The 15,026-nt window shown below is 56.7% G+C and carries 12 protein-coding genes and 1 pseudogene; 11 read left to right on the top strand and 2 right to left on the bottom strand.

Going from position 1 to position 15,026, the window contains the following annotated elements:
* Positions 1–4 precede the first annotated feature (4 nt).
* Positions 5–706 carry a ComF family protein gene (locus MUN82_RS18230; RefSeq protein ID WP_245092727.1) on the bottom strand — a complete coding sequence of 234 codons (702 nt, stop codon included), beginning with the start codon at positions 704–706 and terminating at the stop codon, positions 5–7.
* An 85-nt stretch (positions 707–791) separates the two neighbouring features.
* Between MUN82_RS18230 and MUN82_RS18225 the strand changes: the two genes are divergently transcribed.
* The 11 genes and pseudogenes from MUN82_RS18225 to MUN82_RS18175 all read left to right on the top strand — a co-directional run bounded on the left by MUN82_RS18225 (position 792) and on the right by MUN82_RS18175 (position 14,228).
* Entirely contained in the window at positions 792–1,154 is a 363-nt protein-coding gene (locus MUN82_RS18225) for a carboxymuconolactone decarboxylase family protein (protein WP_245092725.1), read from the top strand.
* The gene (locus tag MUN82_RS18220; protein WP_245092723.1) at positions 1,154–1,507 is read left to right on the top strand and encodes a hypothetical protein; all 354 of its coding nucleotides are present in this window, start codon (positions 1,154–1,156) and stop codon (positions 1,505–1,507) included. Before MUN82_RS18225 ends, MUN82_RS18220 begins: the two co-directional genes overlap by 1 nt.
* A 130-nt stretch (positions 1,508–1,637) precedes the next feature.
* Positions 1,638–2,402 carry an exodeoxyribonuclease III gene (locus MUN82_RS18215; protein ID WP_245092721.1) on the top strand — a complete coding sequence of 255 codons (765 nt, stop codon included), beginning with the start codon at positions 1,638–1,640 and terminating at the stop codon, positions 2,400–2,402.
* 97 nt (positions 2,403–2,499) lie between these two features.
* The gene (locus MUN82_RS18210) at positions 2,500–5,898 is read left to right on the top strand and encodes a DUF4175 family protein (protein ID WP_245092720.1); all 3,399 of its coding nucleotides are present in this window, start codon (positions 2,500–2,502) and stop codon (positions 5,896–5,898) included.
* A 43-nt stretch (positions 5,899–5,941) separates the two neighbouring features.
* Positions 5,942–6,388 carry an ATP-binding protein gene (locus MUN82_RS18205; RefSeq protein WP_245092719.1) on the top strand — a complete coding sequence of 149 codons (447 nt, stop codon included), beginning with the start codon at positions 5,942–5,944 and terminating at the stop codon, positions 6,386–6,388.
* Positions 6,389–6,396: 8 nt separating this feature from the next.
* A complete protein-coding gene (gene ybeY, locus MUN82_RS18200; RefSeq protein ID WP_245092718.1) occupies positions 6,397–6,873 on the top strand; it encodes an rRNA maturation RNase YbeY in 477 nt (158 codons plus the stop codon).
* Between the two features lie 136 nt (positions 6,874–7,009).
* Positions 7,010–7,723, top strand: a complete 714-nt coding sequence (locus MUN82_RS18195) for a GNAT family N-acetyltransferase (RefSeq protein WP_245092717.1) — start codon at positions 7,010–7,012, stop codon at positions 7,721–7,723.
* Positions 7,724–7,867: 144 nt separating this feature from the next.
* Entirely contained in the window at positions 7,868–9,736 is a 1,869-nt protein-coding gene (mnmG, locus tag MUN82_RS18190) for a tRNA uridine-5-carboxymethylaminomethyl(34) synthesis enzyme MnmG (RefSeq protein WP_245092716.1), read from the top strand.
* A gap of 116 nt (positions 9,737–9,852) precedes the next feature.
* The gene (locus tag MUN82_RS18185; protein ID WP_245092715.1) at positions 9,853–10,746 is read left to right on the top strand and encodes a class I SAM-dependent methyltransferase; all 894 of its coding nucleotides are present in this window, start codon (positions 9,853–9,855) and stop codon (positions 10,744–10,746) included.
* A gap of 31 nt (positions 10,747–10,777) precedes the next feature.
* Positions 10,778–11,260: pseudogene (locus MUN82_RS22490) on the top strand (Ig-like domain-containing domain); the annotation flags it as partial.
* A gap of 1,417 nt (positions 11,261–12,677) precedes the next feature.
* Positions 12,678–14,228 carry an FAD-dependent oxidoreductase gene (locus MUN82_RS18175; protein WP_245092713.1) on the top strand — a complete coding sequence of 517 codons (1,551 nt, stop codon included), beginning with the start codon at positions 12,678–12,680 and terminating at the stop codon, positions 14,226–14,228.
* A gap of 655 nt (positions 14,229–14,883) precedes the next feature.
* Here MUN82_RS18175 and MUN82_RS22300 read toward each other — a convergent pair.
* Positions 14,884–15,009, bottom strand: a complete 126-nt coding sequence (locus tag MUN82_RS22300) for a hypothetical protein (RefSeq protein WP_262922826.1) — start codon at positions 15,007–15,009, stop codon at positions 14,884–14,886.
* Positions 15,010–15,026: the final 17 nt, after the last annotated feature.

Raw genomic sequence — 15,026 nt, 5'->3', positions numbered from 1 at the left:
GGCCCTACCTATCGGCGCAAGCCAGGGTAGCAATACTGACGCTGCTGGCGCCGGCGGCTAGCAACACAGCGGCGCAGGCTTCGAGAGTCGCGCCGGTGGTTAGCACGTCGTCTATTAGCAGCACGCGCTGGCTGGCTAGTAGTTCGGGCGCGGCTACCTCAAATACGGTAGCCACGTTTTGCCACCGCTCCAGGCGTGTTTTGCGGGTCTGAGAACTGGTATGCTCGGTGCGGCGCAGCGCGTGGGCATGCCACGGGAGCTGCAAGCCATTGGCGAAACCCTCTGCCACGCAATCGGATTGGTTATAGCCACGCTGAGCCAGCTTGCGGGCGTGCAGCGGCACGGGCACAATCAGATCGAAGGCCTCGTGTAGGCCGTGCTGGCGCAGCTCGGCGCCGTACCACTCACCTAGCACCACGCCTACCTGTCGCTGGCCGCGGTATTTGAGCTGGTGCAGCAGATGCTGCACCCGGCCGCGCCGCAGAAACCGCAGATAACTAAATGCATGTGTCACGGGTACTTTGCCCCAGAAGCGCCGAGCCAATGGGTTTTCTGCGGGGGGTAAGAGGTGGTAGTCGGTGTAGGGCAGTTGGGCGCGGCAGCCGGTGCAAATATGGTCTTCACCCCGCGCCAAGGGCTCCTCGCAGGCTAGGCACACACGCGGAAAAAGCAGAGAAACGAAGTCGGCAAGCGGGGCCAGCAGCATGGGTGCGGGAGTTTGGAAGTACTTTTGGGTTATATATCCTCCATCTTCAAAAAACTCACCACTTCACAAATTCACACTTCACCATATGTCACTCGTTACCGAATTCAACGACTACCGCCAGCAGATGAACGACAAGATCATGGCGGCTGACAATAAGGTTATTAAGCGCTTTTTCAACCTCGATACCAACACCTACCAGGAAGGTGCCGTGGATGTGAAGACCAAGGAAATGATTGGCTTGGCCTGCTCCATGGTGCTGCGCTGCGACGACTGCATTAAGTACCACCTAGGCAAGTGCCACGAAGAAGGCCTCACTGATACTGAGATTTATGAGGTTTTCGCCATCGCCAACCTCATCGGCGGCAGCATCGTGATTCCACACTTCCGCCGCGCCGTGGAGTATTGGGAAGTGCTGAAAGAAGAAGCCGCTAAGGCTGCCAACGCCTGATGGAGCACGAATCTGAGGAAGATTTCGAATACCGGTGGCTGAAGCTGCGCAATGAGATGAAAGCCCGCTTCGGCAAGAAGCCCGATCTGAACGCCATGCTCTTGCTCATTGGCGTGCAAGAACTAGGACAAGGAGCGGGGCCTTTCACCAAAGAGCAAAAGCAAGACCTCATGCACATTGCTACCTGCCGGGTCTTCAGTATCTCGGGCTACTACGAGCTGGACCGTGTGGACGAAGACGGCTGGCCGCACTACCGCCTGGTACGCCCCGTGCCCTTCGCCAACTTGAAGGAGCAGGAGCGCATGCTGCAATGGCATATTGTGGAGTATTTTGATTCGCTGGAAGACGACTAACCATTACGACCTGTCATCCTGAGCTTGCGAAGGACCTTATCACGTAAGAACAAGTCGTTTATATGCTTGTCGTTCTCGTGTGATAAGGTCCTTCGCAAGCTCAGGATGACAAGCGTTTATTTTGCTTTACATGAACATCATCACCTACAACGTCAACGGTCTACGCTCGGCCCTATCTAAAGGCCTACTTAACTGGGTAGCCCAGGCTCAGCCCGACGTGCTATGCCTGCAAGAAATAAAGGCGGGTAGGGAAGCACTGAACGTGGCCGGTTTCACCGACTTGGGCTACCATGCCTACCTACACCCGGCCGAAAAACCGGGCTACAGTGGCGTGGCTACGTTCACCAAAACCCTACCCAACAATGTAGCCGTTGGCTGCGGCACCGCCGACTACGACTCGGAGGGCAGGGTACTGCGGCTGGACTTCGACGACTTTTCGGTGTTGAACACCTATATGCCGTCGGGTACGAGTGGGCCGGAGCGGCAGGCGTTTAAGGTGGAGTGGCTGCACTTTTTCCGACGCTACGTGCGCGAACTGCAAGCAGCTAGCGTGCCTCCGCTCATTATCGGCGGCGACTTCAACTGCTGTCAGACTGATATCGACCTATATAATCCCAAGGCCAATCAGCAGAGTCCTGGCTTCACGCCCGAAGAGCGCCAGTGGTTCCGGGATTTCCTGGCTGACGGCTTCACCGATTCTTTCCGTCACCACCACGGCAGCGCCACCGGCCAGTACTCCTGGTGGACCTACCGGGCCGGCGCCCGCGCCCGCAACGTGGGCTGGCGCCTCGACCACTTATTAGTAGACAAGCAGCTGGAGCCACGCATTTTGGAAGCCGGCCTCCTACCCGACGTAGTGCACTCTGACCACTGCCCGGCCTTCGTGGTGCTGTAGAGGAGCCCAACCGGAACAATTTTCCTACCCATTGTTGTCGTTCTCATACCGGCGGGCAAATCCGTATCTTGCCTGAGCCGAACTGAGCCTATCGCTAGTGGAAAACAGAGATACTACAACGCCGCCGCTGCCAGCTCTACAACGGGTGCTGGCTCAGCTGGAAGCTTTTAAGCGCAAGTTTTACCTGAGCCTGCTAGTGCGCGGTGGGCTGGTAGCCCTGGGCCTGTTGCTGACCTTATTCGTGGTCTTCAACCTGCTCGAATATTTCTTATACCTACCTACTTGGGTACGAGGCGGACTGCTCTTTGGCTTCCTGGGATTGGTAGTCTACGCCTTTGTTCGCTGGATTTGGCAGCCTCTGGCCGCCCTCACTAACCTGCGCCGCCTGCTCTCCGATGAGCAAGCCGCCAGTAGGGTAGGGGAGCTGTTTCCGGAAGTACAAGACAAGCTCTTGAATGCCTTGCAGCTGCAAGGTCAGGCCCGCGAAAACGCTCTGATTGCCGCCAGCCTGGAGCAGCGTGCTGGGCAGCTCGCCGGCTTCGAGTTCACGAAGGGCATCGACCTGAAAACTCAGACGCGGCCGCTGTGGAAATACGTGGCCGTGCCGGCAGGCATTATTGCCTTGTTGCTGCTGGTATACCCTGCCTTGTTTGTGCAGGGCACGGAGCGCATTCTGCACTACAACCGCGCATACTCGCCACCTGCGCCGTTTCGGTTTGTGGTAGAGAACAAGAATCTGCAAGCTTTTAAGGGCGAAGATTTTGCCTTGGAAGTAGTGGTAGAAGGCGACGCCCTACCCAACGATATTACGGTGCGCTACGATGGCCGGGAGCGGCACCTGAGCAAGCAGGCCAACGGCCGCTACCGCTACGAGTTCAAGCAACTGCAAAAGAACGTATCCTTCCAGCTGGCCGCAGCGGGTTTCACTTCTGATGAGTATGACCTACGCGTACGCCAGCGTCCCGATCTGCGTGATTTTTCAGTGCAGGTTTCCTACCCCGCTTACCTGGGTAAGCCTGCCGAAACTATCCGCAATACCGGCAACCTGACCGTGCCGGAGGGTAGCACCGTGCAGTGGAATTTCGCTACTGAAGCCACCGACGAGCTGCAACTCGTTTTCCAAAACCCTAATGAAACCGTGACGGCCACCGCCGATGGCGACGAGTTCACGGCCTCGCGGCGGGTGATGCGCAGCCAACCCTACCTGGTGCGCTTGCGCAACCCTGCCAGCCTCAACCGTGACCCCATCCAATACCAGCTTACAGCCTTACCCGACCAGGCGCCCGACATCACTCTAGAAACCTTTGCCGATACCACGGCTCGGCAGTTCTTGGCCTTGGGCGGTACCGTGCGCGACGACTACGGCCTCTCGCGCCTGCAACTGCACTACCGCGTGGCGGGCGGCAACCCCGGCGCGCCCTATAAAACCCGTGCCCTACCCCTGCAAGGCGGCGCGGTTCAGGCTTATGCTTATCAGTGGGATGTGCGCGCCCTCAACCTAAAACCCGGCGACCGACTGGAGTACTTCGTGCAGGTGTGGGACAACGACGGCGTACATGGCCCCAAATCGGCGCGCACGCGGCAGGTCGAGTACCGCCTACCCTCGCGGGCGGCACAGCGCGAGCAGCTGGCGCAACAATCGGCGGCGGTGCAGAACCAGCTAAGCCGCGCTGGCGAGCAGAGCAAGCAGCTAGAGCGCGAAATGGCTAAAACCGACAACAAGCTAAAAACTAAGCGCGAGCTGAGCTTCCAGGACCGCAAGCAGTTGCAGAATATGCTGCAAGAGAAAAAGCAGGTAGATCAGCAGTTGGCCGACATGAAGCAGGCCTTCGAGCAGATGATGCAGCAGCAAAATGAGCTGGACCCCAAAAGCCAGGAGCTAGCTGAGAAAGCCCAGGAGCTACAAAAGCTGATGGAAACCTTGCTGGACCCTGAAACCAAGAAGCTTTACGAAGAGCTGCAAAAGCTCCTAGAAAACCAGCAGGACCACAATCAGCTGGATATGCAGCAGCTTCTGCAAAAGCTCGAAAACAAAGAGCAAACCTTGCAGAAAGAGCTGGAGCGGGCCTTGGAGATGTTCAAGCAATTGCAGTTTGAGCAGAAGCAGGACGCCGCCCTCGACAAGCTCCAAAAGCTAGCTGAAGAGCAAAAGAAGTTGGCCGAGCAAACCCAGCAAAACGATAAGAACAATCAAGACAACAAGCTCAGCAACGAGCAGCAGAAGCAGAAGAATGAGGAGCTGAAACAGCAGCAGCAACAGGCCAAGGAGCAGTTTGAAGAAATCAAGCAGGACTTGCAGGAGCTGAAGAAAATGGACGAGCAGCTGGGCGGCGAAAACGAAGCCGATGAGATGAAGCAGGAGCAGCAACAGGTAGACCAGCAGATGCAGGAAAGCCAGCAGCAGCTTCAGAAAAACCAGAACCAAAAGGCTAGCCAGGCCCAGAAGCAAGCGGCCCAGAAGATGCAGCAGATGGCCCAGGAAATGCAGCAGCAGATGGACCAAGAGGAGCAGGACCAGCAGCAGCAGAACATTGATGGACTGCGCGACATCTTGGAAAATCTGCTCAAGCTGAGCTTCGACGAGGAAAACGTGATGAAGCAGTTCCGGCAGGTAGATCAGCAGGACCCGCGCTTTGTGCAACTGGGCCAGCAGCAGCGCAAGCTCCGCGACGACGCCCGCGTGGTACAGGACTCGCTCTATGCGCTAGCCAAAAAAGTATTCCAGCTCCAGAGCTTCGTGACGCGCGAGGTAGGGGAGATGAACGGCCGCATGGATGAGTCGATGAACCACATCCAGCAACGCGACGTGCGCCGCGCCACCGCCAGCCAGCAGCAGGCCATGACCAGCATGAACAACCTGGCCCTGATGCTGAACGACGCCCTGAAGCAAATGCAGGAACAGCAGCGCCAGAGCCAGCAGCAACAGCAACAGGGCGGCGGCAAGCCCGGCCGCAAAAAGAAGAAGGGTAACAGCGCCGGCGAAGGTCAGCTGGGCCGCATGCAGCAGCAGCTCAACCAGCAGATTCAGCAACTCCAGCAGAGCGGCAAATCGGGTAGGGCGCTGTCAGAAGAGCTTGCTAAACTAGCTGGGCAGCAGCAAATGCTGCGCGATGCTTTGCAGAAAATGGACAAGATGAAACCCGGCGGTAAGGAAGGCAAAGGCCAAGATGGCGGCGGTGGTACCGGCGACCTGAAAAAAATGATGGAACAAACCGAAACCGACCTCGTAAATAAGCGGCTGACGGAGCAAACTATCATGCGCCAGCAACAAATCCTGACTCGACTGTTGGAAGCCGAGAAATCGGCCCAAGAGCGCGACCAGGAAGAACGCCGCGAAGCGCAAACGGCGCAGAATCGTCCGCCAGTTTTTCCGCCTGCTTTTGAAAAATACAAGCAGCAGAAAACCCGGCAAACGGAGCTGCTCCGTACAGTGCCGCCTGCCCTCACGCCCTATTATCAGCGCGAGGTCAGTGAATATTTTCAAAAAATGAAATAGCTCTCCTTATTTTTACCGCCGCTGCCCCTCTTACCAACCCCTTATGAAGCAGGTTAAAATTCAAATTCCTTCGCTGGTCGAGAACATCCGAGTAGTGGAAAGTTTCATCGACAATTCGAAGGATACCTTCCATATTGAAGACGACATTTACGGCAATATCATGGTGGCCGTCACCGAAGCGGTGAACAACGCCATCCGGCACGGGAACAAGTTCGACAAGGACAAGAACGTATTCCTGTCGCTCTACGTAGATCAGGACCGCCTCAAGTTTGAGGTACAGGACGAAGGCGAAGGCTTTGATTATAACAATCTGCTGGACCCCACGGCCCCCGAAAACCTGGAAAATCCCGGTGGCCGCGGCATCTTCCTGATTCGCCACCTTGCCGACGAGGTGGAGTTCACCCAGGATGGCCGCAACGTGCAGCTCACGTTCCTGCTCACGCCTGCGCCCGCTACCTCCGATTCGCCATCCAACCATGTCACGGCCTAAGCCTCGGTATGAACACAGCTGAACACGACGAGTTTTTGCACGACGAGCCACGCCACGAAGCGCCCGGCATCGAGTTTATCGTAGAGGAAGTAGACTTCGAGCTGGCTGACGCCGCCGAGCTGACTTCCTGGATTGAGCGGATTGCGGCCGTGCACGAACACGAAATCGTTCAGCTGACCTATATCTTCTGTTCCGACGAGTACTTGCACCAAGTGAACGTGGAGTACCTCGACCACGATACGTACACCGACGTTATCACCTTCGATAACTCGGATACCTCAGACGTGATTGAGGGCGACATCTTTATCTCAGTGGAACGCATCCGGGAAAATGCCCAGCAGTTGGGCGTGACCTTCCGCGACGAGTTGCATCGCGTGATGATTCATGGCGTGCTACACTTGCTGGGCTACGCCGATAAGGATCTGCTGAGCCAAACGGCTATGCGCAAGAAGGAAGACGACTGCCTGTTGCTACGCACGTTCTAAGAAGTTTGTATTTGCTTTTCGCTGATTGATTTTTCAGGAACGCCCGCCGAAATGCGGGCGTTTTCTGTATTGTTGCCTACCCCTAGTCATTCCTTGCGCTGCTTAGAATGATATCCCTACCTACGCTACTCTGCATATGTCTGCTACGCCCCATCCGTTTCCTATTATTCCGGGCAACATGCTGGACTATTACCTGGGGCAGGGCTACTATCGGATGCATCAGGACTTATTCACGTGTCGTTTCCTACCCATCAACGACACCTTGCACACGGTACATTGGCTGCGCTTGGTGCTCGACAACGTGACATGGGGACCAGAGCAGCGCCGCCTATTGCGTCTGAACAAGCCGTTTAGCGTTTCCATCCGGCCATTCCGACTTACCGATGAATACGAAACTCTCTACGTGCAGTACCGCGCTTCCATCACCTTCGACGCGCCGCCTACTGTGGAGGCGTTTTTGCTGGCCGGTGCTACCCACAACATCTTCACCACCGCAGTGCTTGAAGTGCGCGACAACGGCCAGCTGATTGCAGCCGGCATCTTCGACAGCGGCACCCGCAGCCTAGCGGGCATCATGAATTTCTACGACCCGGCCTACCGCAAAAACAGCCTGGGCAAGTACTTGATGTTGCTGAAAATAGACTACGCCCGCCGCCAGCACATGCAGTATTACTACCCCGGCTACCTGGTACACGACTACCCCAAGTTTGACTACAAGCTATTTCCCTGTCTACCTGCCACGGAGGTGTTCGACTGCCTGCGCGACCAGTGGCTACCGTTTTCCTGGGATGAGGTGAACCGGCAAGCCACTGAGCTGATGCTTGATTGGGACGAGCAGGAACTAGACTAACTGCCTGAATTGTATCTTTGCACACGCTTTTCGCAGCGAGGGGTATACACTCGCAAGCAAGTGTATTTGCGGGGTCTATAATACCCTCCAATTCGCTTTTCAGGCTTGCGTGAACTCCGGGCGAAAAAATTCTATTAAGAAGGCATGTTTCAGCAAGAAGAATACGATGTGATTGTGGTAGGCGCGGGCCACGCGGGCTGCGAGGCCGCCGCCGCTGCCGCCAACCTGGGCTCGAAAGTGCTGCTGGTGACCATGAACATGAACACCATCGCGCAGATGTCGTGCAACCCGGCTATGGGCGGGGTTGCCAAGGGGCAGATTGTGCGCGAGGTAGACGCTCTGGGTGGCCAGTCGGGCATCATCACCGACAAAACCATGATTCAGTTCCGGATGCTGAACCGCTCCAAAGGCCCCGCCATGTGGAGCCCGCGGGCGCAATCGGACCGGATGCGTTTTGCTGAAGAGTGGCGTCTCACGCTAGAAGGCATTGCCAACGTAGACTTCTGGCAGGAAGCCGTGCTGGGTTTGGTAGTAGAAAATGATACGGTAGTGGGTGTAAAAACGCAGCTTGGTATCGAGTTTAGGGGCAAGGCAGTGGTGCTTACCAATGGCACTTTTCTGAACGGCCTGATCCACATCGGCGAGAAAAACTTTGGTGGGGGTAGGGCCGCTGAGCGCGGCAGCACCGGCATCACAGAGCAACTAAAGGAGCTGGGCTTCGAGGCTGGCCGCATGAAGACCGGCACCCCGCCTCGCGTAGATGGCCGCTCGCTGGACTACTCCAAAATGGAGGAGCAAGCCGGCGACGAGGTACCTAGCAAATTCTCCTACCTCGACACGCCCGCATTAGCTAAGCAGCGCCCCTGCTACATCACCTACACTAACGCCGAGGTACACGAAATCCTGCGCGAAGGATTTGAGAAGTCACCCATGTTTCAGGGCCGCATCAAAGGCCTGGGGCCGCGCTATTGCCCAAGTGTGGAGGACAAAATCAACCGCTTTGCCGATAAGGACCGCCACCAGATTTTTGTGGAGCCTGAGGGCTGGAGCACAGTAGAAGTGTACGTGAACGGTTTCAGCTCGTCCCTACCCGAGGACGTGCAGTATCGCGCCCTGCGCAAGATTGCGGGTTTCGAGAATGCCAAGATGTTCCGTCCTGGCTACGCTATCGAGTACGATTTCTTCCCGCCTACCCAGCTCAGCCTCACGCTAGAGACCAAGCTGGTTAAGAACCTGTATTTCGCGGGCCAGATTAACGGTACCACGGGCTACGAGGAGGCCGCGTGCCAGGGCCTGATGGCCGGTATCAACGCGCACAACAAAGTGCATGGCAAAGCTCCTTTTGTGCTCAAGCGCAGTGAAGCCTATATCGGTGTGCTCATCGACGACCTTGTGAACAAAGGTACCGACGAACCCTACCGCATGTTCACGAGCCGTGCCGAGCACCGCATCCTGCTGCGCCAAGACAACGCCGACCTCCGCCTGACGCCACTGGGCTATGAGTTGGGCTTGGCCTCGGAGGAGCGTATGCAGCTGGTGCGTGAGAAGGAACAGCAAACGCAAGAAGTGCTGACGCTATTGGGCAAGTTTGCTATTGAGCCCCATGAAATCAACAGCCTGCTGGAGGAGTTGGGTTCGGCTACCATACACGAGAAAACCCGCGCCGTGAATCTGCTGCGCCGCCCTAACGTGGAGCTGGCTGACCTCACCCGTGTACTGCCCGGCCTCACGCTGGCCTTAGCGCCCTACCGCGCCGAGGCACTGGAGCAGGCCATCATCTTGGTGAAGTACGAAAACTACCTAGCCAAGGAGCACCAGCAGGCCGCCCGCGTGCAGGAGCTGGAAAGCTTCGTGATTCAGGGCCGGCTGGACTACAAAGCCATGCCTGCCCTTTCACACGAGGCCCGCGAGAAGCTGCTCAAGATTCAGCCCGAGACGCTGGGTCAGGCCTCTCGCATCAGCGGTGTCTCACCGGCCGACGTTTCGGTGCTGATGGTGTACCTTGGGAGGTAATTGAGAATTATGAATTAGAAATTATGAATTAGGAAGTAGGGGGGTGATAGGATAACAGCAGCATGCTGGTTGAACTCAATTCCTAGTTTCTAATTCATAATTCATAATTAAACACAGTGTACGAACGATTAGAAGCCTGCCCGGTGTGCGGGAAATCGGACTTCCAGAACAAGCTGGTAGTTGAGGATAAATCAGTTAGCAAGGAGAGCTTCGCTATTCAGCAGTGCACGGCGTGCAAATTTCAGTTCACTAATCCTCGCCCTGACGCGGCCCACATCGGGCGGTATTACGAGTCGGATGAGTATGTGTCGCACAACAGCGGCGCGGCCGGGCTCATCAACCAAGCCTATAAGGTAGCCCGCTTCTTCACGCTGCGGCGCAAAGTGGCCCTGCTAAACCGGCTGGTACCCCGCAAAGGCAAGCTGCTGGACTACGGCTGCGGCACGGGACACTTTGTAGCGGCTGCCAAGGCCGACGGCTGGCAGGTACACGGCTTGGAACCCAACCCGCGCGCCCGCGAGGAAGCCATAGGTAGGGTAGGGGCCAACGTGGGTACGCCCGAAGACCTCAGCAAGTTACCGGTTGGCTCTTTCGATGCCATTACGCTGTGGCACGTGCTAGAACACGTTCATACCCTGAATGAAACCCTACGCCAGCTCATCCAGCTCTTGAAGCCCGAAGGTGTACTCATTCTTGCGGTGCCCAACGTGGAAAGCCTCGACGCCCAGCACTACCGCCAGGACTGGGCTGCCTACGACGTACCGCGTCATCTCTATCATTTCGCGCCCAATACCATGCGTCAGCTGCTGAAAAAGTATAAAATGCAGGTGCGCGAAACCCTACCCATGGCCTTGGATGCTTACTACGTGAGCATGCTCAGCGAGAAACACCGCGCCGAGCAGGGCAAGGGCATGCTGGCCGTGCTGAAAGCCGGCTACCAGTCGAACCGCTACGCTGCCCAGCACGGCGGGCAATATTCCAGCCTGATTTACGTAGCTACTCGGCGCTGAGCCTGTTCCCCGGTGGGGTAGGGGAGGGGCTATGTACCTGAGTAGTAAGTTGAGTGCTAGTGAGCGGCGCAAAGAGAGGCCCAAGCCTCGTGCCGCTGTCGCTGCTTTTGTCTGTTTCTGTATGATGCAATTTGTGCGTGCTGGTTGGATGCGGTGGGTGGCCGGAATGGCGTTACTGAGCGGCTGTGCTACCATTGCCTCGCCCGATGGCGGTGCCCGCGACACCGTTCCACCCGAGCTGGTAAGTATTTCCCCGGAGCAGGGTGCCCGCAATGTGAAGACACAAACCATTCGGCTGGAATTTTCGGAGGAAGTGCAGCTCCAGGATCTAGCCAAAAATCTGATTGTAGCCCCGCTGATTCCGGACGACAACCGCTACAAAGTGCGCGAGGACCGCACGGCTATTTCGTTGATTTACGATAAGCCGTTTGCGCCGAACACCACCTACTCTTTCAACTTTGGGGATGCCGTGGTGGATATCACGGAGAAAAACAAAGCCAAGAATGTGCGGCTCGCCTTTAGCACTGGCCCCCAGCTCGACTCGGGCATGGTGCGCGGCGTGGTGATGGACCTGCTCACGACCAAGCCCGCCGAAAATGCCTCCGTGATGCTGTACCCCGCCAACGACACCGCCTTCTCGGTGCGCAAAGGCCGGCCCTACTACCTTGCTCGCACCGACAAAGCGGGGGCCTTCACCCTCGAAAACCTGAAGGCGGGTCCGTACCGCTTGTATGCCCTAGTAGATAAAAACCAGAGCTTCCGCTACGAAGAAGGGGAGAAGATTGCCTACCTACCCGAGCCTATTCAGGTAGGCGAAACGCTCGACTCGGTGCGTTTGCAGCTGGTGCGCCCCGACGCCCGCCGTGCCATCATCACCAGTCAGCAGCCGGAGCCCACCCGGTATAAGGTAGCCTTCAATGAGGGGGTGCGCCGGGCGCGCTTGGCTCCGCTGTCTGGTACCGCCGCCCGGCCCGATACGGCGCTGCTCAACCAGGGCGTGCTGCTGGCTGAGCAGGGCAAAACCTTACTGGTCTTCAAAACACCAGCTTTTGCGGAGGGCCGCTACCTGCTTACAGCCACCGACAGCGCCGGCAATGTGGGTCGCGACACCTTGAATGTACGTTTCCAAGGCAAAGAGTCCACGCGCCGCACGGTAGGCTATGCGGTGGAAGGCAACCCGCAGCAGGTGTACCGCCAAGGCCAGGTGCGGGTGAAGTTTGCAGTACCCGTACGCATTGCCCCCGACAAGCCCTTCGCTACCCTTACCGAAGACTCCACCGCGGCCAAGCGTCCTCTGCGTCTTCCCAAAGATGGCCGCCTGAACGATACCCGCACGGAACTAATCATCAACCTAGATACCAAGGCCGAAAAAACGCTGGTTTTTCAGTTCGATAGCACCGCTATCCAGGCCGTTACGGGGCAGTCGTTGGGGTTCCGGCCGCTGAAGCTGGGCGTGAGCGAGCAGCCGGCGTCCGGGTCGTTGTCCGGTACCATCCAGACCAAGTACACCAGCTACCAGGTGCAGGTAATCGACCAGAACGCCCAGCCCATAGCAGTGCTCGAAAGCCCCAAAAAGACCTTCCGCTTCGACAACCTACCACCCGGTACCTACCGCCTGCGGGTACTTATTGACGCCAATAATGATGGCATCTGGCAGGGTAGCGACCCAAACCTGCAACTTCTGCCCGAGCCGGTGTACCTCGGCCCTGTGCTGCAACCTGTGCGGGCCGGATGGGATCAGGAAGATATTCCACTGGTTTTCTGACGTAATTTCCGTCCAATTACTACCCCTGCCAGCTCTCGGTAGGGGTCTTTTTTTGCCGCTGGTTTTTCGGTGAATGGCTAGTGCCATACGTAGATAGAGCGCAAGCTCGTCGTTAACTACCATGGATTATGGGCCGTACGTGCTGGAGTACCTTACTTCCTTTGCCATGTCCGATACCATTGACCCTACCCACACCTCCGGCGCCACGCAGTCTACCTGGTTTGCCACCACCGATGCCTTACCTACCTTTTGGCCCCTGCGTGAAAACCTCACAGTAGACGTGGTAGTAGTGGGTGCGGGCATTGCTGGCCTCACGACGGCCTACCTGCTGGGCAAAGCCGGCAAGCGAGTGGCGGTGCTGGAAGATGGCGAAATAGCCAGCGGCGAAACCGGCCGCACCACGGCGCACCTTTCCAATGCCTTGGATGACCGCTACACCACGCTGGAGCAGTTATTCGGGCAAGAAGGCGCCCGCTTAGCTGCCGAAAGCCACACTGCCGCCATCGACGAAATCGAGAAAATAGTAGCCGCCGAGCAGATTGATTGTGATTTCAGCCGCTTAGATGGCTACCTGTTTCTAGCAAAAGAAAATACGCCCCAAGAACTGCTGGACGAGCGCGACGCCGCACACCGCGCCGGCCTTACCGGGGTAGAGTGGCTGTCTGATGCTGGTGCCACGGGTTTCCAGACCGGCGAATGCCTGCGCTTTCCCAACCAAGGCCAGTTTCATATTCTGAAATATCTGCGCGGAGTAACGAAGGCTATTGTAGCGCAGGGCGGACAGATTTTCACGCACTCGCACGTTACCGATGTGCAAGGCGGCGACACGGCGCTAGTACGCACCACCGAAGGCTTCGAAGTGCGTGCCCAGGCCGTGGTAGTGGCCACCAACACGCCCTGCATCGACCGCGTGGTGATGCATACCAAACAGGGCGCCTACCGCACCTACGCCTTAGGCGCTCAAATTCCGCGCGGTTCTGTTACCACTGCCTTGTATTGGGATATGGCCGATCCGTACCACTACATCCGCGTGCAGCCAGTACCCGATTCTGATTCGCATGATCTGTTGATTGTGGGCGGTGAAGACCATTCAGTGGGGCACGATGATCCGGAGGCCCGGTTGGCTTGCCTGGAAGAATGGACGCGGGTACATTTTCCGGCTATTAGCAGCATCGACTTCCGCTGGTCGGGGCAGGTGTTGGAGCCCAACGACAGCCTGGCCTACGCCGGGCGCAATCCGCTGGACGAGCCCAACGTCTACATCATCACTGGCGACTCGGGCCACGGTATGACGCACGGCACGCTGGGTGCTATGCTGTTGCGTGACCTCATCTTAGAACACTCCAACCCCTGGGAGCAGCTCTACGACCCCGGCCGTGTAACACTCAAGGCCGAGTCGTTGAAGGAATTTGCCCGCGAAAATGCCCGCGTGGTAGCCGATTACACCGACCTACTCACGGGCGGCGACGTATCCTCCGCTGAGGACATTGCGCCGGGCAGCGGCGCCGTGCTACGGCAGGGCGTCTCGAAAGTGGCCGTGTATAAAGATCAGGAAGGCAAGGTGCACGAGTGCTCGGCTATTTGCCCTCACTTGGGCTGCGTGGTGCACTGGAACGACCTAGAGACCAGTTGGGATTGTCCGTGCCACGGCTCCCGCTTCGATGCGTACGGCAAGCTGCTGATGGGACCCGCCAACAAAGACCTGTCACCGTCATAAGTCCACCGTTTCCTTACCCCCTTATAGCGCAAGGCCTGACTGAAAAGTCAGGCCTTACTTTTTGCTGCCTACCCTGTTTTCGGGCCTATAGCCTGGCATAGAATGTTGGCTATATGAGTTATTCACACCCAAAAGTGCCTTTGCAAGCTTGTAGAGCAGTACGCGAAATCTTATCCACATATTTATCCACGGCCTGCTGCGCAACGCACATAATCTGTGGATAATATGGTGGAAACGTGGGGATAACCCGTGGATAAAAAGCGGATAAGTTTTTTTGCACGGTAGATAACGCCGACAGGGCAAAACAACTGTGGACAACGGTGGATAACTATCCCCGAAAAAAACCACAATCCACACTGGTGTGGGGATGTAAATTGTGGATTTGTGGACAAGCCTGTGGATTGTGAATAATCGATATAATCTACTCATTTATAACCATTTATTATCCACATACCCTGTTGATAGGCAGTGGATAACCGCTACTTTATACACAAGTTATCCGCCCTGTTGATAACCCTTCCGATTTATCCACTTATACACACCCCTAACGACAGGGATAAAAGAGAAAAATTTAAAAAAATGAATTTAAAAAGTTATTAACCCTGTGGAAAAGCGAAAGGCTCTGTTCGAGCAGGTAGGCAGAGCTGGGTTTCGTTCAGGAGGCGAGGTTGGGCTGGGCTTCGCACACAGGCGGCGCCAAGCGGCAGTTATCCACGGCCCAATGGTGGGGTAGGTGGATAAGTAGTGCAAATAGCCGCTTGCCGGTTTTCAGCGTATACATTTTACTGACCTCCTATC

It is taken from the genome of Hymenobacter aerilatus, assembly GCF_022921095.1.
Classification (GTDB): Bacteria; Bacteroidota; Bacteroidia; order Cytophagales; family Hymenobacteraceae; genus Hymenobacter; species Hymenobacter aerilatus.
This window is presented reverse-complemented; position numbering and strand designations above follow the sequence as displayed.

Excerpts from the sequence above, each read along its gene's own strand:
- MUN82_RS22300 (WP_262922826.1), bottom strand. The coding sequence starts at position 15,009 with ATGTATACGCTGAAAACCGGCAAGCGGCTATTTGCACTACTTATCCAC.
- MUN82_RS18205 (WP_245092719.1), top strand. The coding sequence starts at position 5,942 with ATGAAGCAGGTTAAAATTCAAATTCCTTCGCTGGTCGAGAACATCCGA.
- ybeY (WP_245092718.1), top strand. The coding sequence starts at position 6,397 with ATGAACACAGCTGAACACGACGAGTTTTTGCACGACGAGCCACGCCAC.
- mnmG (WP_245092716.1), top strand. The coding sequence starts at position 7,868 with ATGTTTCAGCAAGAAGAATACGATGTGATTGTGGTAGGCGCGGGCCAC.
- MUN82_RS18195 (WP_245092717.1), top strand. The coding sequence starts at position 7,010 with ATGTCTGCTACGCCCCATCCGTTTCCTATTATTCCGGGCAACATGCTG.
- MUN82_RS18230 (WP_245092727.1), bottom strand. The coding sequence starts at position 706 with ATGCTGCTGGCCCCGCTTGCCGACTTCGTTTCTCTGCTTTTTCCGCGT.
- MUN82_RS18175 (WP_245092713.1), top strand. The coding sequence starts at position 12,678 with ATGTCCGATACCATTGACCCTACCCACACCTCCGGCGCCACGCAGTCT.
- MUN82_RS18225 (WP_245092725.1), top strand. The coding sequence starts at position 792 with ATGTCACTCGTTACCGAATTCAACGACTACCGCCAGCAGATGAACGAC.
- MUN82_RS18215 (WP_245092721.1), top strand. The coding sequence starts at position 1,638 with ATGAACATCATCACCTACAACGTCAACGGTCTACGCTCGGCCCTATCT.
- MUN82_RS18220 (WP_245092723.1), top strand. The coding sequence starts at position 1,154 with ATGGAGCACGAATCTGAGGAAGATTTCGAATACCGGTGGCTGAAGCTG.